Source organism: Streptomyces sp. NPDC021749 (assembly GCF_040640655.1).
Classification (GTDB): Bacteria; Actinomycetota; Actinomycetes; order Streptomycetales; family Streptomycetaceae; genus Streptomyces.
Genome location: NZ_JBFACE010000003.1, coordinates 206877 through 228593, shown reverse-complemented (window position 1 = coordinate 228593; position 21717 = coordinate 206877). Strand labels below are relative to the sequence as shown.

Annotated in this window: 15 protein-coding genes and 1 pseudogene; 8 read left to right on the top strand and 8 right to left on the bottom strand. The window is 73.6% G+C overall.

What is annotated here, in order from left to right; translation table 11 throughout:
• Window positions 1-80: 80 nt before the first annotated feature.
• The 5 genes and pseudogenes from AB0G35_RS04685 to AB0G35_RS04665 form a co-directional block, all read right to left on the bottom strand.
• A pseudogene (locus AB0G35_RS04685) lies at window positions 81-1091 on the bottom strand (ABC transporter permease); the annotation flags it as partial.
• A complete protein-coding gene (locus AB0G35_RS04680) occupies window positions 1081-3042 on the bottom strand; it encodes a sugar ABC transporter ATP-binding protein (protein WP_360943834.1) in 1962 nt (653 codons plus the stop codon). The pseudogene AB0G35_RS04685 and the gene AB0G35_RS04680, both read right to left, overlap by 11 nt.
• A 347-nt stretch (window positions 3043-3389) precedes the next feature.
• The gene (locus tag AB0G35_RS04675; protein WP_360943831.1) at window positions 3390-4391 is read right to left on the bottom strand and encodes a LacI family DNA-binding transcriptional regulator; all 1002 of its coding nucleotides are present in this window, start codon (window positions 4389-4391) and stop codon (window positions 3390-3392) included.
• Between the two features lie 507 nt (window positions 4392-4898).
• On the bottom strand, window positions 4899-5327 hold the full coding sequence (locus AB0G35_RS04670) for an organic hydroperoxide resistance protein (protein ID WP_360943611.1): 429 nt from the start codon (window positions 5325-5327) through the stop codon (window positions 4899-4901).
• A gap of 161 nt (window positions 5328-5488) precedes the next feature.
• Window positions 5489-6511, bottom strand: coding sequence for an NADP-dependent oxidoreductase (locus AB0G35_RS04665; protein WP_360943608.1), 1023 nt, complete (start codon window positions 6509-6511; stop codon window positions 5489-5491).
• An 87-nt stretch (window positions 6512-6598) separates the two neighbouring features.
• On the opposite strand from AB0G35_RS04665, the gene AB0G35_RS04660 reads away from it, so the two are divergent.
• The gene (locus AB0G35_RS04660) at window positions 6599-7030 is read left to right on the top strand and encodes a MarR family transcriptional regulator (RefSeq protein WP_360943605.1); all 432 of its coding nucleotides are present in this window, start codon (window positions 6599-6601) and stop codon (window positions 7028-7030) included.
• 114 nt (window positions 7031-7144) lie between these two features.
• Window positions 7145-7768, top strand: a complete 624-nt coding sequence (locus AB0G35_RS04655) for a disulfide bond formation protein DsbA (protein ID WP_360943602.1) — start codon at window positions 7145-7147, stop codon at window positions 7766-7768.
• Here the strand turns inward: AB0G35_RS04655 and AB0G35_RS04650 are convergent.
• Complete coding sequence (locus AB0G35_RS04650; RefSeq protein ID WP_360943599.1) at window positions 7761-9365, bottom strand: MFS transporter; 1605 nt, start codon at window positions 9363-9365, stop codon at window positions 7761-7763. The genes AB0G35_RS04655 and AB0G35_RS04650 overlap by 8 nt on opposite strands.
• A 239-nt stretch (window positions 9366-9604) precedes the next feature.
• Between AB0G35_RS04650 and AB0G35_RS04645 the strand changes: the two genes are divergently transcribed.
• Window positions 9605-10564 carry a GntR family transcriptional regulator gene (locus AB0G35_RS04645; RefSeq protein WP_360943596.1) on the top strand — a complete coding sequence of 320 codons (960 nt, stop codon included), beginning with the start codon at window positions 9605-9607 and terminating at the stop codon, window positions 10562-10564.
• A gap of 56 nt (window positions 10565-10620) precedes the next feature.
• Here AB0G35_RS04645 and AB0G35_RS04640 read toward each other — a convergent pair whose 3' ends face one another.
• Both AB0G35_RS04640 and AB0G35_RS04635 read right to left on the bottom strand, forming a co-directional pair.
• The gene (locus AB0G35_RS04640; RefSeq protein WP_360943593.1) at window positions 10621-11889 is read right to left on the bottom strand and encodes a helix-turn-helix domain-containing protein; all 1269 of its coding nucleotides are present in this window, start codon (window positions 11887-11889) and stop codon (window positions 10621-10623) included.
• A gap of 53 nt (window positions 11890-11942) precedes the next feature.
• On the bottom strand, window positions 11943-12089 hold the full coding sequence (locus tag AB0G35_RS04635) for a hypothetical protein (protein ID WP_360943590.1): 147 nt from the start codon (window positions 12087-12089) through the stop codon (window positions 11943-11945).
• 301 nt (window positions 12090-12390) lie between these two features.
• Between AB0G35_RS04635 and AB0G35_RS04630 the strand changes: the two genes are divergently transcribed.
• The 5 genes from AB0G35_RS04630 (at window position 12391) to AB0G35_RS04610 (ending at window position 21693) form a co-directional block, all read left to right on the top strand.
• Window positions 12391-13401, top strand: a complete 1011-nt coding sequence (locus AB0G35_RS04630; RefSeq protein ID WP_360943587.1) for a DUF3068 domain-containing protein — start codon at window positions 12391-12393, stop codon at window positions 13399-13401.
• Between the two features lie 243 nt (window positions 13402-13644).
• Window positions 13645-14814: a glycosyltransferase family 4 protein gene (locus AB0G35_RS04625; RefSeq protein WP_360943584.1), complete on the top strand. Its 1170-nt coding sequence runs from the start codon at window positions 13645-13647 to the stop codon at window positions 14812-14814.
• A gap of 8 nt (window positions 14815-14822) precedes the next feature.
• Complete coding sequence (locus AB0G35_RS04620) at window positions 14823-15548, top strand: class I SAM-dependent methyltransferase (RefSeq protein ID WP_360943581.1); 726 nt, start codon at window positions 14823-14825, stop codon at window positions 15546-15548.
• Window positions 15545-19945, top strand: a complete 4401-nt coding sequence (locus tag AB0G35_RS04615; protein ID WP_360943578.1) for an alpha-(1->3)-arabinofuranosyltransferase family protein — start codon at window positions 15545-15547, stop codon at window positions 19943-19945. The genes AB0G35_RS04620 and AB0G35_RS04615 overlap by 4 nt, the downstream gene beginning before the upstream one ends.
• On the top strand, window positions 19942-21693 hold the full coding sequence (locus tag AB0G35_RS04610) for a condensation protein (RefSeq protein ID WP_360943575.1): 1752 nt from the start codon (window positions 19942-19944) through the stop codon (window positions 21691-21693). Before AB0G35_RS04615 ends, AB0G35_RS04610 begins: the two co-directional genes overlap by 4 nt.
• Window positions 21694-21717 lie beyond the last annotated feature (24 nt).

Genomic DNA, 21717 nt, shown 5'->3' with positions numbered 1-21717 from the left:
CCCCGCGTGGGGCGCCCGCGCCCGCGTCCGCGTCCCCGCGCGGGCCCCCGTCCCCTTCCCCGCCCCCGCGCTCATCGCGTGCTCCGGCGGCGCAGGGTGTCCAGGAGGACCGCGAGGGCGATGACCAGACCGGTGGCCACCTGCTGCCAGAAGGCCGAGACGCTCAGCAGGTTGAGGCCGTTGCGCAGCACGGCCAGGATCAGGGCGCCGATGAGGGTGCCGGACGCCTTGCCCGATCCGCCGGAGAGGCTGGCCCCGCCGATCACCACGGCCGCGATCGCGTCCAGTTCGTAGCCGGTGGCCGCCTGGGGCTGGGCGGAGGTGAGGCGGGCCGCGAGCACGATGCCGGCGACCGCCGCGAACAGCCCGGACAGCGCGTAGATGACGAGCTTGCGGCGCTTGACGTGGATGCCGGAGAGGCGGGCCGCTTCCTCGTTGCCGCCGATCGCGAACATCGCGCGTCCGGCGTACGTACGGGCCAGGATCAGTGCGGCGACCAGTCCCATGGCGATCATGACGAGCACCGGCACCGGCAACCAGCCACCGAGGGTGTCACCGAGCCTGCTGACCGAGGCCGGGAAGGGAATCGGCGAGCCGCCGGAGATGACCAGGGCCAGCCCGCGGCCCACGGACAGCATCGCCAACGTCGCGATGAACGCGGGCAGTTTGCCGTACGCGACCAGTGCGCCGGAGAGCAGTCCGGATCCCGCGCCGACCGCGAGGCCGAGGAGTACGGCGATCCCGACGGGCAGGCCCTGGCCGGTGGCGGCCCAGGCGACGACGGTGGCGGCGAGCGCGGCGACCGAGCCGACGGACAGGTCGATGCCGGCCGAGACGATCACGAACGTGACGCCGAAGGCGAGGATCGCGGTGACCGATGCCTGGACGCCGACGTTGAGGAGGTTCTGACCGTTGAGGAAGTCCTTGGACAGCGCGGCCATCACCACGACCAGGGCTGCCAGACCGCCGAGCGGGCCGTTTTTGAGGACCGTCCGGGAGAACCACGCCGCGGGCCGGGCGCCGCCCGAACCGCGGTCCGGTGCCCGTCCCACCGCCTCGGCGGCGGCTCCCGTCTTCAGCTCAGCGGACATCGGAGCCCTCCATCGCGCTCGTGTTGGGGTGGTTGCGGCGGCCGGTCACGGAGTCGGCGCCGCGGCTGGTGACGGACTCGGCGCCGCGGCCGGTATCGGGGTCGGCGCTGCGGCCGGTATCGGAGTCGGTGCCGTGGCCCGTGTCCTCGCCGGTACGAGCATCCAGGCACTGGCCCATGTCCTCGCCGGTACGAGCATCCGGGAACTGGCCCGTGCTGTACGGGGGCCGGAGGGCCAGCTCCATCACGGCGTCCTGGGTGGCCTCTTCGGCGGTGAGTTCGCCGGCCAGCCGGCCCTGGGACATCACCAGCACCCGGTCACTCATGCCGAGCACCTCCGGCAGATCGCTGGAGATCATCAGAACCGCCCGGCCGGACGCCGTCAGTTCGTTGATGAGCTGGTAGATCTCGACCTTGGCGCCGACGTCGATACCCCGCGTGGGCTCGTCGAGGATCAGCAGCCGGGTGTCCGCGAGCAGCCACTTGCCGATGACGATCTTCTGCTGGTTGCCGCCGGAGAGCGTCCGGGCGGGCTGCGCCAGGCCGCTCATCCGGACCTTCAACTGCTCGGCCACGGTGGCCGCCCGGCGTCGCTGCGCGCCGCGGTCCACCAGCCCGCCGCGGGTGTCGCGGGCGAGCCGGGCAAGGGTGAGGTTGTCCTGGAGGGACGCGTCCAGGACCAGGCCCTGGCCCTTGCGGTCCTCCGGTACGAGACCGAGTCCGGCGCGCATCGCGGCACGGACGTCGCCGCGGGCCAGCCGCTCGCCGTCGATCTCGACCGTGCCGGCGTCGTACGGGTCCACCCCGAAGACCGCCCGGGCCACCTCGGTGCGGCCCGCGCCGACCAGTCCGGCCAGGCCCACGACCTCACCGGCCCGCACCTCGAAGTCGATGTCCTGGAAGGCCGGTCCGGTCCCGCGGCCGTGGCGGGTCAGGCCGCGGACCCGCAGTAGCGGCGCGCCGGGCCGGCCGGGGCGCTGCCGCGGGTACTGCTCGGCGATGTCCCGGCCCACCATGAGGCGGATCAGCTCGTCCTCCTCGGTGGAGGCCGGCACCTGGGCGACGGAGCGGCCGTCGCGCAGCACGGTGACGCGGTCGCCGAGCGCGCCGATCTCCTCCAGGTGGTGGGTGATGAAGAGGATGCCGACGCCGGCGTCGCGCAGTTCGCGGACGATTCCGAAGAGGGTCTGGACCTCCTCGGAGGTGAGCACCGCGGTCGGCTCGTCCATGATCAGCACCCGGGCGTCGAGGCTGAGCGCCTTGGCGATCTCGACCATCTGGAGTCGGGCGATGCCCAGTTCGGCGACCGGGGTGTCCGGGGAGACGTCCAGCCGTACGCGCCGCAGCAGTTCGGCGGCGCGGGCCCGCATCGTCTTCTTGTCGATGAGGCCGAGGACGGTGCGCGGCTGGCGGCCGAGGAAGAGGTTCTCGGCGACGGTCAGGCCGGGGACGAGGGTGAACTCCTGGTAGATGGTGGCGATACCGAGCCGCTCGGCGTCCTGTGCGGAACGGATGGTCACCTCGCGCAGAGCGCCACGGCCGGGCCTGGCGGTGAGCGCGGTGTGGGTCCTTTCCCGCCCGGCATCGGTCCCGTCCCGCACGGTGTGGGTCCTTTCCTGCCCGGCATCGGTCCCGTCCGGCTCAGCATCGGTCCCGTCCGGCCCGGCGGCAGAACCGCCCCGCCCGGTGGCAGAACCAGCCCGCCCGGCGACGGGCCCGTCCCGCCCGGCATCGGTCCCGTCCCGCACGGTGTCGGCGAGGATGCGGCCCTGGTCGGGGCGGTGGGCGCCGGAGAGCATCTTGATGAGTGTGCTCTTGCCCGCGCCGTTCTCGCCGAGGAGGACATGCACCTCGCCGCGACGCAGGCTCAGATCCACGCCGTCCAACGCACGGACCCCGGGGAAGGACTTGGTCACCCCCTCCACGCGCAGCAGTTCGCGGCCGTCCGGCATGTCGTCGTCCGGTGCCCGGTCCGGCAGGTCGACCGGTACGGCATCCGGTACGCCGTCCGGAACGTCGTCGTTGACGCCGGTCATGCGCTGCCCCTCTCATCCTCGTGTGGCTGCTCGCTCGTGTGGCTACTCGCTGCTGTGGCTGCTCGCTCGTGTGGCCACGGGCGGCTCGCTAATACGGCTGGCGGTGCGGTGGTGCCGTGGCTCGGGTGGGTGATGGGTGATGACTGGTGGGTGATGACTGGTGGGTGGTGGTGGTCCTCGGAGGTGAAGTGCGGGGCGGAGAACGATGTCCCGGGGGTGGGGGACGAAGTGGGAGCGGTGGAGCGTACGTGTGCGCGCCCGGTTCAGCCGGCCGTCGGTTCGCCGCAGGAGCGGCGGGGCACGAGCCGGGCCGGGAGTAGCACCGATTCGGCGGGGCGGTCCTCGATCCGGGCCAGCAGGGTGCGGACGGCGGCCCGGCCCAGTTCGCGGGTGGGCTGGGCGATGGCGGTCAGCGGCGGATCGGTGTGGGCGAACCAGGGCACGTCGTCGTAGACCACCAGGGCCATGTCGTCGGGGACCCGCAGTCCGCGGGCGCGGAGTTCGTCCAGCGCGCCGAGCGCCATCAGGTTGTCGGTGGCCAGTACCGCGTCCGGCGGCTCGGGGAGGTCGAGGAAACCGCGCATCACCTGGCGACCGCCGGTGGGCTGGAGGTCGGGGGTGGCGCCGACCCGTTCGTCGGGCAGCGGGATGCCGTGGTCGGCCAGCGCGGTACGGAAGAGGGCAAGGCGCTCGTCGCCGGTGGGGGTGCCGGCCGGGGCGACGATGATCGCGGGGCGGCGGCGGCCGAGGGCGGCGAGGTGGCCGGTGAGTTCGGTGAGCGCGGCGCGGCCGTCGGCGCGTACGCAGGGGGCGTCGATGCCGGGGACGCTGCGGTCCAGCAGGACCAGCGGGGTGCCGGAGGCGACGACCTCGCGGAGCATCGCCGAGCCGGTACCGGCCGAGCTGACCAGCAGGCCGTCGATCCGGCGGTCGAGCAGGGTGCGGATGTAGTCGTCCTGCTGCTCGGGGCGTTCGCCGGCGTTGCCGATGACCAGGCTGTAGCCGAGGCTGCGGGCCGCGTCCTCGACGGCGTCGGCCAGCTCGGTGAAGAACGGGTTGGTCAGATCGCTGATGATCAGGCCGAGCGCGCCGGTCCGGGCGGTGCGCAGGGCACGGGCCACGTTGTTGGGGCGGTAGCCCAGTTCGCGTACGGCGGCGAGCACCCGGTCGCGGGTCTCGGCGACCGGACTGTGTCCGTTGAGGACCCGGGAGACCGTGGCGACGGAGACACCTGCCCGCTCTGCCACGTCCTTGATGTTCGCCATGGCTCCGTTGCCGCCCCGTTCGCGTGTAATCGTTTTCATGAGGATGTCGTGAGGGCTACGAAATCGATTACACGGCGAATGCGTCAAGGTGCGGGGTGGGTGGCCTGCGTCACATGAGGGGGGGGGCGACGTGTGAGCTCGCCGTACGGGACGGCATACCGGGCCGGCGCCGCCGGGGCCACACCGGGCCCGCATACAGACGACAAGGGCCACACCACACCGCACCCGCACCCGCACCCGCACCACAGACACACCGCACAGACGGCAAGGGCCGCACCCCGGGTCATTCCGGGATGCGGCCCCTGGCACGTACGCGGAGACGCCGTGACGAGAGATGCCGTGACCAGAGGTGTCGTGACGAGAGATGCCGTGACGACAGGCACCGTGACGAGAGACGTCGCGACAACAGGCGCCGTGACGACAGGCATCGTGACAACAGGCGTCGTGCCGGGCGACGCGGCCGCCGCGGGAGACGTCGTTGCGGCGGTCGGTCAGACGGGGCGTCCGTCAGGCGACGGTCAGCTTGACGTCGATGTTGCCGCGGGTGGCGTGGGAGTACGGGCACACCTGGTGCGCCTTCTCCACGAGGTCCTTGGCGGTGGCGGCGTCGACCGTGGGGATCGAGGCGACGATCTCGACGGTGAGGCCGAAGGCGCCGTCCGAGGTCTTGCCGATGCCGACCTTGGCGGTCACCCGGGAGCCGGAGACATCGGCGTTCTCCCGGCGGGCGACGACGCTGAGCGCGCCCTGGAAGCAGGCGCTGTAACCGGCCGCGAACAGCTGCTCCGGGTTGGTGCCGGCGCCGCTGCCGCCCTGCTCCTTGGGCGGGTTGACGACCACGTCGAGCTTGCCGTCGTCGCTGGCGACGCGGCCGTCACGGCCGTTCTCAGCGGTGGCGACGGCGGTGTAGACGACGTCGACGGTCTGGATGGACATACGAGATCCTCCTGTGGTTCGCCGCGACTCGCGCCCACGGATCGCGACGGCTTGCCGCCGAGCCTAACGGGCCCGCGTAAGACCACGGCGAGGAGGGCTCGCCCGCCACCAAGACCACGGCGAGGAGGGCTCGCCCGCCACCGGTCGCCCTCGGCGATCGCTCAGTCCTCCGTCAGGCTCACGATCATCTTTCCGGTGTTCTCGCCGCGCAGCATCCCCAGGAAGGCGTCCACGCCGTGCTCGATGCCGGCGACCTTGGTCTCGCTGTACTTCAGCTCACCGGAGCGGATCCAGGCGGAGACCTCCTCGACGAACTGCGGCTGCAGCGCGGAGTGGTCGCTGACCAGCAGGCCCTGGAGGCGCAGCCGCTTGCCGATGACCATGGCGAGGTTGCGCGGTGCGGGGCTCGGCTCGGTGGCGTTGTACATCGAGATCATGCCGCAGATGGCCACCCGGCCGTGGACGTTGAGGGCGCTGATGGCCGCTTCGAGGTGGTCGCCGCCGACGTTGTCGAAGTAGACGTCGATGCCCTCCGGCGCGGCCTCCTTCAGCTGCTGGGTGACGTCGCCGTTCTTGTAGTTGAAGGCGGCGTCGAAGCCGTACTCCTCGACCAGGAGCTTGACCTTCTCGTCGGAGCCGGCCGAGCCGATGACCCGGGAGGCGCCCTTGAGCTTGGCGATCTGGCCGACCTCGCTGCCCACCGCACCGGCCGCACCGGACACGAAGACGGCGTCGCCCTCCTTGAAGGAGGCGACCTTCAACAGGCCCGCGTACGCGGTCAGACCGGGCATGCCCAGGACGCCGAGATAGGCGGTGAGCGGGGCCAGCGACGGGTCGACCTTGGCGGTCCGCTTGGCGTCCACGACGGCGTACTCGCGCCAGCCGAGGCCGTGCAGGACGTGGTCGCCGACGGCGAGGGAGCCGTCACGGGAGGCGATGACCTCGCCGACCGCGCCGCCGTCCATCGGCTCGTCGAGCTGGAAGGGCGGGACGTAGGACTTCACGTCGTTCATCCGGCCGCGCATGTACGGGTCGACGGAGAAGTGCTGGTTGCGGACGAGGACCTGGCCCTCGCCGAGCTCGGGCACCGCGGCCTCGCGCAGCGCGAAGTCCTCCGGGGTGGGCCAGCCGTGCGGGCGGGCGACGAGGTGCCATTCGCGGCCGGTCGTGGGCAGTGCGGACATGAGAGCCATCCTCCTAATGCTTCAGGTACTGAAACAATAGTGAGCTCGATATTTCATGCTGTCAAGTAATCGGCTATCCTGGTCGGTATGACACCGCGCCCAGACTCCTTGACCGTCGAGGTCGTCGATCTCATCGGCACCGTCGTCGCCCGTTACCACGAGGAGTACGAGCAGGCCGCGTCCGAGCACTCCCTCACCGGCACGCAGGCGCGGGTCCTGAGCCTGCTCGCGGTCGGCCCGCAGCCCATGCGTAAGATCGCCAACTGCCTGAAGTGCGAGCCGTCGAACGTCACCGGCATCGTGGACCGCCTGGAGTCCCGCGGCCTGGTCGAGCGCCGCCCCGACCCGGACGACCGCCGCGTCAAGCTCGCCGCCGCGACGGCCGAAGGGGCGCGGACGGCCGAGGCGCTGCGGACGTCGCTGCACTTCGCCCGCGAGCCGCTCGGCAAGCTGACGATCGCCGAGCGCACACTGCTGAAGGAACTGCTGCAGCGGATGCTGGGCGGCACACCCGAGTAGGCGGGGCGGCCCGGCACCGCATCCGGTGGCGCCCCTTCCGCCCCGCAAGTGGCCCACGATCATGTCGGTCAGGTGGACCGGGCGGCCGGGCCGGTGGCGGCTTAGGGTCGTCGTATGACACAGCCGAGCGACACCCGCCACTCCGTCGACTTCTACTTCGACCCCATCTGCCCGTTCGCCTGGATCTCCTCCCGCTGGATCCTGGAGGTCGAGCAGCACCGCGAGTTGGACCTGCGGTTCCGTGTGATGAGCCTGTCCGTGCTCAACGAGGGCCGCACGGACCTCCCGGAGAAGTACCGCGAGCTGCTGGACTCCGGGTGGGGCCCGGTGCGGGTGTGCATCGCGGCGGCCCAGGAGCACGGCGAGGGCGTGCTGCGCGACCTCTACACCGCGCTGGGCACCCGTATCCACAACAACGGCCGCGAGGACACCGCGGCCGTCATCGAGGAGGCGCTCGCCGAGGTCGGACTCCCGGCCGGACTGGCCCGTGCCGCCGAGAGCGAGGCGTACGACGACGCGCTGCGCAAGAGCCACCACGAGGGCATGGACCCGGTCGGCGAGGACGTCGGGACGCCCACGATCCACATCGACGGGGTGGCGTTCTTCGGGCCGGTCCTGATGGCGATCCCGCGCGGCGAGGACGCGGTGCGGGTCTTCGACGGCGCCCGCCTCCTCGCCGGTTACGACAAGTTCTTCGAGCTCAAGCGGACCCGCACCGGCGAGTTCGACTTCAGCTGACGGTTCCCGAGGGGGCCGGGGCCGCGGCCGGGTCCGTATCCGCCGGAGCCGGAGCCGGCGCGGGGCGTACCCCGCGCAGCAGGGCCACGGCCAGTACGGCGGCGCAGAGCATCACACCCGCGGCGCTCAGCACCGCGGTCTGCAGGCCGTCGGTGAAGGCCGCGCGGGCCGCGGTCAGCACCGCCCGGCCGGCCTGCGCCGGGAGGTGTGCGGCCACCGCGGCGGCGCCGGCCAGCGTCTCCCGTGCGGCGTCGGCCGCACCCTGGGGGAGGCCGGCCGGCAGGGCGTCGTCCATGTGGCCGCGGTAGACGGCGCTGCCGATGCTGCCCAGGATCGCCATGCCCAGTGCGCCGCCCAGTTCCGTGCCGGACTCCAGCACGGCCGAGGCGGAGCCCGCGCGCTCGGGGGGCGCCGCGCCGAGCGCGAGTTCGTTGCCGAGCGATGCCACCATCACCAGGCCCGAGGCGTAGACCGACGAGGCGACCAGGACGTACCAGAGCGCCGAGCCCGGCTCCACCCAGGAGAGCCAGACGAAGCCGCCGGCCGCGAGGACGAATCCGAGGGCGATGACGTGCGCCCGGTCCATCCGCTGGGCGAGGGCGGTGGCCACCGCGGTCATACCGCCCACGGCGAGGGTCGGCAGCATGTTCCACAGGGCGGCCTCCAGCGGGCTCATGCCCCGTACGGTCTGCAGGTACTGGGTGAAGAAGACCGCGCAGCCGACGATCGCGAACATCGCCAGCAGGTTCATCAGCACCGAGACGCTGAACCCGCGGTGCCGGAAGAGTTCCAGGTCGAGCATGGGGTGGCGGGCGGTGCGCTGGCGGACGACGAAGCCCGCGGCGGCCAGCAGGCCGACGGCGAGGGCGAGGACGGGCAGGGTGGAGACGCCGTTGCGGGCCATCTCCTTGATGCCGTAGACGATCGGCAGCATGGCGAGCAGGGAGAGCAGCGAGCCGAGCAGGTCGAAGCGGCCGGTCGCCGGGTTCCTGAACTCCGGGAGCAGCAACGGCCCGCAGACCAGCAGCAGCACCATCGCCGGGGTGTTGACCAGGAACACCGAGCCCCACCAGAAGTGCTCCAGCAGCAGCCCGCTGAGCACCGGCCCGACCGCGATCCCGCCCATGGTCGCGGCCGACCAGACGGCGATGGCCTTGCCGCGCTGCTTGGCGTCGTGGAAGAGGTTGCGGATCAGCGCCAGGGTGGAGGGCATCAGGGTCGCGCCGCCGATGCCGAGCAACGCCCGTGCCGCGATGAGCATTTCGGCGCTGCTCGCATAGGCGGCGAGCCCGGAGGCGAGGGCGAAGAGCAGGGCGCCGAACAGCAGCAGCCGGCGGCGGCCGATGCGGTCGCCCAGCGCGCCCATGGTGATGAGCAGGCCGGCCAGGACGAATCCGTAGACGTCCAGGATCCACAGCTGCTGGACGCTGCTGGGTTCCAGCTGCGCGGTCAGGAACGGCACCGCGAAGTAGAGGACCGAGACGTCCATGGAGACCAGGAGGCAGGGCAGCAGGAGGACGGCGAGGGCGAGCCATTCCCGGCGGCCGGCCCGCGGTGCGGGAGCCGGGGCACTGGGTGTGTACGAGGCAAACGTCATACGTGACACGGTAAGCAGGTCCAGCTTACGGTGCAAACGTTAAGCACAGCAGGGGAATTGGGGCTGCATTACACTAGTGCACCTCCCTAGTGCGCAAGGGCGAAGCGCCGCAGCTGGGAGCGGGTGGTACGCCGCGCTGCTACTGTCGGCGCCAGCACAAAGCCCCCTGGTGCACTAGTACGGAACTGATACGGCCCTGACACGGCACCGATCGGCACTACTACGGAGGAGGCCGTCCCGTGGCGCAGCGCAGCGCACCGCCCTACCGCCGGATCGTCGAGGAGATCCGGCGCCGCATCGACGCCGGTGAACTCGCGCCCGGCGACCGGGTGCCGTCGACCCGGCGGATCACCCAGGAGTGGGGGGTGGCGATGGCCACCGCCACGAAGGTGCTGACGACGCTGCGCCAGGAGGGGGTGGTACGGGCGGTGCCGGGCGTGGGCACGGTCGTGGCCGAGCCGCAGTCCCCGCCGCAGCCGCAGCGGGCGGCGCGCGGTCCGGCCCCGCGGGACCGGCGGACGCGCGAGTCGGACGGCGGACTGACCCAGGAGCGGATCGTCCGTGCCGGGATCAAGGTCGCCGACGCCGAGGGGCTGCGCGCGCTGTCGATGCGCCGGGTCGCCGCCGAGTTCGGGGTGTCCTCGATGGCGCTCTACCGCCATGTGGCCGCCAAGGACGAGCTGGAACTGCTGATGGCGGACGCCGCGTTCGCGGAGGTGGAACTGCCCGATCCGGCACCGGACGGCTGGCGCGAGCGGATGGAGGCCGGGGCGCGGCTGCAGTGGGCGCTCTACCGCCGGCACCCGTGGCTGGCGAAATACCTGTCGGTGACCCGTCCGCGGCCGATGCCGCGGGCGATGGCGTTGATCGAGTGGACGGTGGGGCGGGTCGAGGGGATGCCCCCGGTGGCGCTGCTCCACATGGCCGTGACGCTGCTGGGTTTCGTGATGTTCACCGCCGCCGGTTTCGAGGACGAACTGGAGGCCCAGCAGGAGACCGGGATGGACCAGGACCAGTGGATGACCGCGATGGAGCCGGAGTTCGAGGGCATCCTCACGTCCGGTGCGTACCCGATGTACGCGGCGATGTCCGGCTCCCCGGAGGATTCCTTCACCATGGAGACGCTGTTCGAGTTCGGTCTGGCCCGCCTCCTGGACGGGATGGCGGTGATGGTCGAGGGCCGGGAGAGCACCGCCTAGATGTATCGGCCTAGACCGGCCGGGTCCGCCGCGAGCCGGGCGGCCGGCGGGCGAGGTCAGTGGAGTTCGCCGCGCAGCCGTCTGGCCCGTAAGACCAGTTCCAGTTCGAAGCGGCGGTCCGGGTCGTCCATCTCCGGGCCCCATAACTCCCGTATCTGGCGCAGCCGGTAGCGGACGGTCTGGGGGTGGACGCCGAGCCGGGCGGCGATCTCCGGGGCGCCGCCGCGGGTTTCCAGCCAGGCGAGCAGGGTCTCCGCGAGCCGCCGCCCGTGGGTCGGGCCGCAGTCGTCCAGGGGGGCGAGGCGGCGGCGGGTGAGGTCGTCGATCAGTTCCTCGGGCGGCAGCAGGACCAGTGCCTCGGTGTGTTCGGTGCACTGCAGCAGTTCGCCGGCCGGCAGCAGCCCGCGCTCGATCAGGTCGGCCGCGGCCCCGGCCCAGCGCAGTGATTTCGCGGCGGCCGTCAGGGGGACGACTGGGCCGAGCGCACCCGACCAGCCGGCCGCGGCCCGGCCCAGCAGCTCGCGCCGGCCCGGGGCGTCCGGTTCCGGCACCACCATCCGCGGCCGTTCGCACTCCATGTCCAGCAGGACGTCCGGGGCGACGGCGGGGGCCACCGCCGCCCGGTCCGGGCGCAGCAGCACGGCGACCGCGACGCGGTCGGGCAGCGGCCAGCCGATCCGGGCGGCGCGTTCGGCGAGCGCCGCCGGCACCCCGCCGGCCGCTCCGGCCGCCCCGGGACCGGCCGTTCCGGTTCCGCTGCCGCCACGTCGCGTACGGGTGGCCGCGAGGGCGAAGAGCTGCTCCATCAGGCGGCGTTGCTGCCGCAGCCGCTCCCCGGCCTGGCGGGCGGCGGCCTCGGCGTAGCCGCGGACGGATTCGGCGACCAGCCCGTCGAGGTACTCGAAGCCGGACTCGGCGAGCTCGTACATCGCCGGGGCGGGGATGGCGACCTGCTGGCCGATCTCGGCGAGCCGCCGCCAGGCCAGCCGTACGCCGAGCCGGTAGATGGCCTGCAATGCGTCCAGACTGCGGCCCTGGAGGCCCTCGCCGCGGCCGAACTCCTGGAAGACCCGCGGGTGGACGTGCGGCCGGTCCAGCCCGGTGGTCAGGTGCGTGACGAAGTGCTCCAGCGACTGGCGGATGCCGACCAGCGCCCGCGGCTCGCCGAACTCGTCCGGAACCAGCGGGAGTTGGGGAAACTCGCGACGGATCTCGCGGAGGATGTCGTGGGCCAGGGTGGGCACCTCCGCCAGTGCCAGGGTGGCGAACTGCCGCACCTGGTAGGGCGGGACGTCCCGCCAGGCCGAGCGGACGGCGGTCACCATGCCGAGGACCTCCTCCGTACGCCGCGGCCGTCCGCGCTGCGCATACCGCCCGCCTACCCGCCGGCCCCGTCGAAGGTCACCAGCGGCACATTGGGCTGTTCGGGAGGGGCGTCGAGCGCCGCGACGATGCCGAGGGCGGCGCCGACGGCCAGGGCGGCGGCGGTCAGCGCGGTCAGTGCGGCGGCGAGCATCCGGTGCATGGCGCGGCGAGCCCTTCGTCGGGACCGGAGACCTCACCGGTCTCCGTCGGGTCGGTACGGCACTACGGCGCGGCCCCGGGGCGTACGGATGCGGGGGCCGGTTCGTGTCGCGTCCCACAGCGCGGCACCACTCGGTCGTGGTGACTGCCGAGTGTGGAAGGGCATTGACGGTCTGTCAAGAGTTCCCCTACGTTCCCGGCCCATGGGCGCCCGGCCCGTCCGGCGCCGTTCCCCGGACGGCCGCCCGCCCCTCCGCACGTGCACCAGAGCGTGATCCCCCACCGCTTCCAGGAGTGCCCGTATGCCTTCCCCCACCTCGGTTTCCGGTCCGCCGCCCGCCCCCGCCACCACAGTCATCGGCGCCCGGACCGCCGCCCCGACGTCCCTGGCGCTGCTCGGCCTCGGCGTCTTCCTGCTCGTCCTCGCGCCCCTGCTGACCTGGTACGTCGCGCCGCGCGCCAAGGTCACCCCGGTCGACGTCGAGGTCACCACCGTCTTCACCGGCACCGGCAGCTACTTCGACACCGACGCCCTGCGCACCAGGGACCGGCAGCGGATCACCCTCACCCGGCACGTACTGGGCGATGTCACGGCGAGCGAGAAGAGCGGGCGGGCCGTGTGGGACGTCTCCACCACGGTCGACACCCCGAAGACGCTGGCGTGGAAGGACCCGCGCCGGGCGTTCCAGTGGACCACCGAGCGCTGGGTCACCGACCGGCGCAGCAATGCCCCGGTGCACTGCTGCGGCGAGGCCCCGACCCGCTTCGACGGCGATGCCTACCTGAAGTTCCCCTTCGACCTGCGGCGGACCGGATACCGCTGGTGGGACAACACCCTGGGAGCCGCCGTCCCGCTCCGCTTCGCCGGCGCGCAGCGGGCCGGGGGACTCGTGCTCTACCGCTTCACCGGGACCGTCCCGGCCACCAGGACCGGCAGCCGGCAGGTCCCCGGGCGGCTGGTCGGCCGGCCGCGGCAGGGCCAGATCCAGGCCGAGGAGTGGTACGCCAACTCCGGTATCGAGCTGGTCGCCGAGCAGCGCACCGGCCGGATCGTGGATGCGGTGGTCTCGCCGGTCAAGACGCTGCGGGCGCCCGGCGGCCGGCACGACGCGGTGACGCTGCTGCGCGGCGAACGGCTGCGGTTCACCCCGGCGACGCGGCGGGCGCAGTTGCGGCTGGCGGAGGCGGACAGCGGCAAGCTGGCGCTGGTCGGCGAGACCCTGCCGGTGGGCGCCGCGGTGGCGGGCGGGCTGCTGACGGCGGCCGGGGTGATCTGGGTGGCGCGGGGGCGGCGGCGCACGGAGGGGACGTGACGAGCCGGGGCGGCGCACCGGCACCCGAGGCCGGACGGCGCCGCCCGGAGCGACAGCCCTTGAGTGAAGTGATGAACCGTCAGTTCAAAGACGCCGGGATTTTGTCACCCCGGTGAGTAGCCCCGCCCGGGGGCCCGGACCAAAACTATCCACCCCATGGCGCGCAGCACGGCCCGCACGACTCAGCACGCAGTACGTCCCCCCACCACCGGTACCGCACCCTGAGACGAGTTGGATCCGCCCATGCCCCCATACGTACGGCCCGCTCCCCACGCCCGCCTCGCCCCGCCGCCCGCCCCGTCCGCGGCCGCCGGTCCCCCCGCCGGCGGCCCGCCCCCGCTCCCCCGCCGGATCGTCTTCCTCGCCCGCCGCGACCTGGGCAATCCGGCGGCCGGCGGCTCCGAGCTGCTGGTGGACCGGATCGCCGAGGGCCTGAGCGCGCACGGCCACCAGGTCACCCTGGTGTGCGGCGGGCCCCCCGGCGAGCGGGATTACCGGGTGGTGTCCGCGGGCGGCGACGCCGGCCACTTCCTGCGCGCACCGCGCCACCTTCAGCGCCGGGTCGGTGGCTGCGACCTGCTGGTCGAGGTCTGCAACGGCATGCCGTACCTCGCCCCGCTGTGGCACCGCGGACCGACGCTGTGCCTGGTCAACCACGTCCACACGGATCTGTGGCGGCTGCGCTACCCGGGGCCGGCCGCCCGGCTGGGCCGCCGAATGGAGCACTGGGCGCTGGCCGGAGCGCACCGCCGCAACCTGATGGTCGCGGTGTCCGGCTCGACCGCGGCCGCGCTGCACGACCTCGGCGTGGCCCCGGAGCGCATCCGGCTGGTGCACAACGGCGTGGAGGAACCGGGGCCCCTGGTCCCGAAGGCGCCCGAACCGCTGTTCCTGGCCATGGGCCGGCTCGTCGAATACAAGCGGATCGATCTGCTGCTGCGGCTGTGGGAGCGGGTCCGGCCGGTGACCGGAGGCCGGCTGGTGATCGTCGGCGACGGGCCGGAACGCGCCCGGCTGACCGCACTGGCCGGGCCCGGCGTCACCTTCACCGGCCGGATCTCCGAACGGCGCAAACACGAACTGCTCTGCTCCGCCTGGCTGTTGCTGCACCCCTCGCTGGTCGAGGGGTGGGGCCTGGTGGTCATGGAGGCGGCCGCCCGGCGCACCCCGGCGCTCGGCTTCGACATCCCCGGACTGCGGGATTCCGTCCAGGACGGTGTCACGGGTGTGCTCGCCCGCGGGGAGAGCGCCTTCGCCGCGCACTGGTGCGCCCTCGGACTGGGCGAGCGGCGCCGTACCGCGCTGGGGCTGGCCGCGGAGGCGCGCGCGGCCCGCTTCCGGTGGGGCCACACCGTCCGCAGCTTCCGTGCGGTCGCCGCGGAGGCCTTCCGCCTCGCCTCCCCCGGGCGGTGAGGCCCGAAGTGCGCGACCCTTCACTGCGCCGGTCCTGGGCCCTGTTCCGGGCCTTCCTGCGGGAGCAGGACGATCCGGAGCACTGCTACCGGCTGCTCGCCCGCGACGCCGCCGACCAGGTCGCACGCCATCTGCCGCTGAAGGGCGCGGTGGTCGCCGACGTCGGCGGCGGCTGCGGCCACTTCACCGAGGAGTTCCGGCGGCGCGGCGCCCACGGCTACCTCTTCGAGCCCGATCCGGCCGAACTGACCGCCCGCGGACGGCGGCCCGAGGGCGCGGTGATCGCCGACGGCTACCTGCTGCCGCTCGCCGACGGCGCCGTCGACGTCTGCTTCTCCTCGAACGTCCTGGAGCACGTCGCCGACCCGCAGACCTTCCTCAGCGAACTGATCCGGGTCACCCGCCCCGGTGGGCTCGTCTACGTCGCGTTCACCAACTGGCTCTCCCCCTGGGGCGGTCACGAGACCGCACCCTGGCACTACCTCGGCGCCGAGCGGGCCCGCAGCCGCTACCGGCGGCGCACCGGCGGACCGGCCAAACACACCCTGGGCGTCAACCTGTTCGCGGTGCACGTCGGCCGCACCCTGCGCCAGGTCCGGGCCCGGGACGACATCGCGGTCGTCACCGCACGCTCCCGCTACGCGCCGTTCCTCGCCGAGGCCATTCCCCGCCTCCCGGGCATCCGGGAGGTCGCCACCTGGAACCTCCTCCTCATCCTGCGGCGGTTGCCATGACCCAGACCCTCAGGTCCTCCCCGTCCCCGGGGTCGCCCGACGCCGGCGGCCGGACCGCGCCCGTCCCGGCCCCGGCGCCCGGGCGGCCGCGGTCCCGGCGCTGGCTGCTCGTCTTCTGGGCGCTCACCCTGGCCGGCTTCCTCGCGCCCGCACCCGGCAGGATGACGTTCGAGACGAAGCTGGGGGTCACCACCGACCCCTGGCGGTTCCTCGGTGACCTCGGGCAGTTGTGGCACGACCGGGCCGGCTTCGGCGGCCTCGCCGACCAGTACATCGGCTACGCCTTCCCGGCCCTCCCGTACTACGGCCTGACCCACCTCGCCCACCTGCCGGTGTGGCTGGCCGAACGGCTGTGGATGTCCCTGATCGTCACGGCCGCGTTCTGGGGCGCCCTCCGGCTGGCCGAACGGCTGCGGTGCGGCTCCCCGGCCTCCCGCCTGCTGTCCGCCGCCTGTTACGCGCTGTGGCCCACGTTCACCCTCGTCATCGGCTCCACCTCCGCCGCCGCGCTGCCCGGGGCGGTGCTGCCGTGGGTCCTGCTGCCGCTGACGAACACGCAGGCCGGCGCGCGGATCGCGGCCGCCCGTTCGGCGCTGCTGATCCCGTTCATGGGCGGCGTCAACGCGGCCTCCACGCTGGCCTCGCTGCTGCCCGCCGGGCTGTACCTGCTCTCCCGCACCGGGCCGCGCCGGACCCGGCTGCTCGCCTGGTGGCTGCCCGGCGTCGTACTGGCCACCGCCTGGTGGGTGGTGCCGCTGCTCCTGCTGGGCCTCCACGGCGAGAACTTCATGCCGTTCATCGAGCAGGCCGACACCACCACCGGCACCATGTCCGCCACCGAACTGCTGCGCGGCGCCGGCAACTGGGTCGGCTATCTGAACTTCGGCGAACCGTGGTTGCCGGCCGGCTGGACGCTGACCGCCCGGCCGTACGCGGTGCTCGGCTCGGCGGTGGCCGCGGCGCTCGGCCTGGCCGGCCTGGCCCGCCGCGATCTGCCGGAGCGGCGCTGGCTGCTGCTGACCGTGCTGTCCGTCGCGCTGATCGCGCTGGCCGGATACGGCGGCGCGCTCGGCGGGCCGCTGCACGGGCCGTGGCAGGACTGGCTGAACGGCTGGCTGCGCCCGTTCCGCAACATCTACAAGTTCACCCCCGGCCTGGCGCTCGCGCTCACCCTGGGCCTGGCGCATCTGCTCGCGGCCGCCGGCGGACGGCACGCCATTCGCCTGGCCCCCGCCCGCCACCGGCTGCCGCTGCTGACCGCGGTCCTGGTCCTGCCCGCGCTCGCCCTGCCGTTCCTCACCGGCACCGTCCTCCAGCCAGGCGCCTTCTGGAAGTTGCCCGCCTACTGGGCGCAGACCGCGCGGTGGCTGGAAGCGCACTCCCCGCACAGCCGCGCCCTGGTGGTCCCCGCCACCGCGCACGGCATCTACACCTGGGGCTCCCCCATCGACGAACCCCTCGACGTCCTGGCCCGCTCACCCTGGGCGCAAAGGGACTTCGTCCCGTTCGGCACCCCCGGCGCCCGGCGCGCCCTGGACGCCGTCGAACAGGCCCTGCTCACCGGCGCCGAGGTCCCCGGCCTGCGCGACTACCTGCACCGCGCCGGACTGCACGACATCGTCGTCCGCAACGACCTCGACCCGGACCAGATCGGCTACGTTCCGCCGCAGACCGTCGCCCGCACCCTGGAGGCGTCCGGCTACCGCAGGGCGGCCGCCTTCGGCCCGCTGACCACCGGCGGCCGGATCCCCGCCGAGACCCCGCTCCAGGTCCAGGGCCTCTATCCGCGCCGGCGCGCCGTGGAGATCTACCGGCCGGCGAACACCCCCGCCCCCGGACCGGTCACCGCCCGGGCCGTCGCGGACACCGCCCGGCTCAGCGGCGGCCCGGAGGCCCTCCTCCAGCTGTCCGCCGACCCCGCACTGCGCCGCCGGCCCACCGTGCTCACCGGCGACAACCACCCCGGCCTCGGCACCCCGCCGCTGCAACTGACCGCCGACGGACTGCGCCGCGCCGACACCCGCTTCGGACTCGTCAACAGCAACACGTCCTACACGTACACCGCCTCCGAGACCAACCACCCCGACAGCGTGCAGGACCCCGGCCGGCCGCCCCGGCAGATCCTGCCGACCTCCGGCACCGGCCACCAGACCACCGCGGTGCTCCGCGGCGCCGCCTCGGTCACCGCCTCCACCAGCGGCAACTGGCTGTTCCACCTGCCGCAGTACGACCCGGTCAACGCCTTCGACGGCAACCCCGACACCGCCTGGGCGGAGGGCAGCGCCGGCGACCCGGTCGGCCAATGGATCAAGATCAGTTTCACGCGGCCCACCGCCGTTCCGGCCACGCTGGCCCTCACGCCCCTCCCCGGGGACGGCCTGCGCGCCGCCCCCACCTCCGTACGGATCGAGACCGACCGCGGCAGCACGGCCGGCCCGCTCCGACCCGACGGGACGAAACAGCAGGTCAAGGCCCCGGCAGGGCCGGCGAAATGGCTGAAGGTGACGATCCTCGGCTCACAGACACCGCGCGCCGGGCTCTCCGGTGCCGGCTTCGCCGAGATCGGTGTGCCGGGCGTCCAGGTGACCCGGCTGCTGCAACTCCCCACCGACGCCCGGGGATCCGACGCCCCCGCCGAGACCATCTCGCTGCACCGCGGCAGCGACCCGGGCGGCCTGTCACCGGTCTCCGCCGAGGTCGGGCTGCACCGCCAGTTCCGCACCGGCGCGCCCGCGCCCTACGCGGTCTCCGGCACCGCACTGCCCGTGCCCGGCCCCGAACTCGACCGGCTGCTGGACCGCATCGCACCGGAGCAGAAGGACCGGATCACCGCCACCGCCGACTCCACCAGCTTCGGCTTCGGCCGGTCGCTCAGCCCCCGCAACCTCGTCGACGGCGACCTGACCACCGCATGGATCGCCGGCGACAAACCGACCCTGCACCTGCGCTGGCCGGGGAAGAAGAAGATCGACCGGATCGTGCTGGCCGCGGCCGGCGGCATCTCCACCAGGCCGGAACAGATCCTGATCAACTCCCCGCACGGGGCGGCCACCGCGGGCGTCGACGAGAACGGCCTGGCCCGCTTCGACCCGATCACCACCGACCGCCTCGACCTCACCATCAGCAAGGTGAAGGAGCTGACGCTCCACAACCCGGTCGCCGGGCAGGCCCTGCAACTCCCGGTCGGTCTCAGCGAGGTCTACCTCCCGGCGCTGGACGCCTACCGCACCCCACCCCCGCCGGCCGACGCCCGCTTCTCGGTCGGCTGCGGCCAGGGCCCGATGCTCGCCGTCGACGGCGTACTGCACGCGACCAAGGCCTCCGGCCACGTCCGCGACCTGACCGAACGGCGGCCCGTCGCGGTGCAGTTGTGCGCGGGCGAGGCACGCGACGGCCGCCTGGAACTGGCCGCGGGCCGCCACCGGGTCGAGGCCGGGGACCGGGGACCGCTGGCACTTACGGACGTGACGTTGGGGAGGGGTGAGGTCCCCGGCACCGGTGTGGCCGGACGGGACCGCACCGTCACCGCGCGGGACTGGTCGGGGGACCGGCGCACCGTCCGCATCGGTCCGGGCCAGGCCGTCTACCTGCAGATGTACGAGAACGCCAACGACGGCTGGCAGGCCACCCTCAACGGCCACCGGCTCACCCCGCTACGGGTGGACGGCTGGCAGCAGGGCTTCCTCATACCGGCGGGCGCGGGCGGCACGGTCGAGCTCACCTACGCACCCGCCGGCCTCTACGACGCGGGACTGATCGGCGGCGCGGCGGCCGTCGCACTGCTGGCCGTCTGCGCGCTGGTGCGCCGCAATGCGTCACAGCCCGGGCAGCCCGCCGAACCCGCTCCGCCCGCGCCCTCGTGGGTGCTCGGGGTCGTGGCACTGACCGGCGTGCTGGCGCTGGCGGCCGGTCCGTACGCCGCGATCGTGCCGGTCCTCGCGCTGGCGGCCCGCTTCCGGCCCGCCCTGCTCGGGCCGCTCGCGCTGATGGCGATGACGGGCGCCGGAGTCATCGCGGCGGTGGGCGCGGGTGAGCCGGTCGCCACCGGCCGGGGCGCCTTCAGCGGCGCCGCCCAGGCCCTGGCGCTGCTGGCGCTGGCGGCGGCGGTAGTGACGCTGCCGCCGCCGAGCCGGCCGGCGGCGGCGTTCCGGTCGTTGCCGTCGGGGTTGTTGCCGTCCGGGGCGTCGCGGTCGGGGTCGTCGCGGTCGGGGTCGTCGCGGTCGGGGTCGTTGCCATTCAGGTCGTTGCCCTCCAGGTCGTCCCCGTCGTCCCCGTCGTCCCCGTCGTCCCGCACGTACCGTCCGGCATCCGACGGCCAGGCATCCGACGGCCAGGCATCCGAGAGCCAGGCGTCCGACGGCCAGGCATCCGATGAGGGGGAGGGTTCTGCCCGATGACCGCACTGCATCCGACGGCCGGGGCCCCGGCACCGCAGGGGGGTCCCGACGGCCCCAGCGACACCGGTGCCACCCATATCGCTGATGTCACCCATACCGCTGATGTCACCGATATCGCTGCTGTCGCCGATGACGACGATGTCGCCGCCGGCCGTCAACCTGCCCTCGGCCGGGTACCGTTCCCCGCCGTCGACGAGATCGCCCGGCACTGCCTGGCGGACGACGAACCGGAGACCGTGCACATCGAGGTGCATCTGCCCGGCCGGGTGGCTGCGGCCCGGCTCCGCACGGCCTTCCACCAGGCACTCACCCTGCATCCCCGCATCCTGATGCGGCAGGCGCCGACGCGCTGGTGGCACCGCTCCTACGTCTGGCACCTCACCGATGGCCCCGACCGGGACCCGGTGGTCGTCCCGCCGCCCGGTCCCGATGCCCTCCTACGGGCGAGGGAACGGGCCCTGACCGATTGCCCGCCACTCGACTGCTCACCACCCGTACGCCTGGAGATCCTCGGGCCCGCTGATCGGGACGGCGGCAGCATCCTGCTGCTCACCCTCAACCACACCGCCCTGGACGGCCCCGCCTGCCTCCGCGTACTGGCCACTACGGCGGAGCTCTACGCGGAAGCCGGAGCGGGGGCAGGGACGGCTGCTGTCCGCGGCCCGGTAGCCGGGCACGGCACGGTCGTCCCTGCGGGCGGGCCCGATGCAGCGCAGCCGCGCAGGCGGGAAGACGGCCGGCCGGGCGGTGCCACGACAGGCGGGCAGGAAGGCAGCCGGCCGGGCGGTGCCACGGCCCGCTTCGCCCGCCCGGCCCGTATCGCCGCCGATCACCGGAGCAGCGGCGGGGACGAGGGGGCTGGTCCCGACCAGGGCAACGGCATGCTGCTGACCGAACTGCCGGTTCCGGCCCGGCCGCCACGGACCGGCGGCCGGGCACCGTACACCGTCAACGACCAACTCCTCGTCGCCACCTGCCTGATGGTGGCGCGCTGGAACCGACTGCACGGCGCCCGTCCGGCACCCGTCGTCGTCACCATGCCGATGGACGACCGACCGCGCGGCGCCGAGATGCCCATCGGCAACGGCACCCGGCTGGTCCCGGTCCGTTTCGGCCCCGAGGAACGCCGGGAGGCGGCACTGCTCACCGCCGGGCCCCCGGACCCGGACGCGGTGGCCCGGCTGCTGCGGCGGACGGCCGAACGCACCCGTGCCCTCAAAGCGGCGCCACCCGGCCCCCCGCTCGGCCTCGCCGGGACCGTACTGACCGCACCGGTGCTGCCCGTGGGCGTACGCGGCGCCGTCACGCGTGCACTACGCCGCACCGCCGCGCCCTGGACCACCACCACCCTGCTCTCCAACATCGGGCGGCTGCCCTACCCGTTGGACTTCGGCGACGCCGGCCGGCCGACCGCGGTGTGGTTCTCCGCCCCGGCCCGGATGCCGCGCGGACTCACCGTCACCACTGTCTCGGTCGGCGGCCGCATCCAGCTCGCCCTCCGCTGGTCCCGTGCACTGCTCGACGAGGCCGCCGGCGCCCGCCTCGCCACCCTCTTCCGTACCTCCCTCGCCGCAACGGCCTGGCCGGGGGCCACGGCGGTCCTCGGGCCCCCTCCCCCTCCCCCAAGCCCACCCACCCCGCCACCACCACCGCCCAGTTCACCCCCACCCACCGCACCCACCCCACCAACCTCGCCCCCGCCCACCTCGCCCCCGCCCGCACCCCCGGCCGAGGGTGGCACCCGATGAGCCCGGTGAGCCCGGACAGCCCAG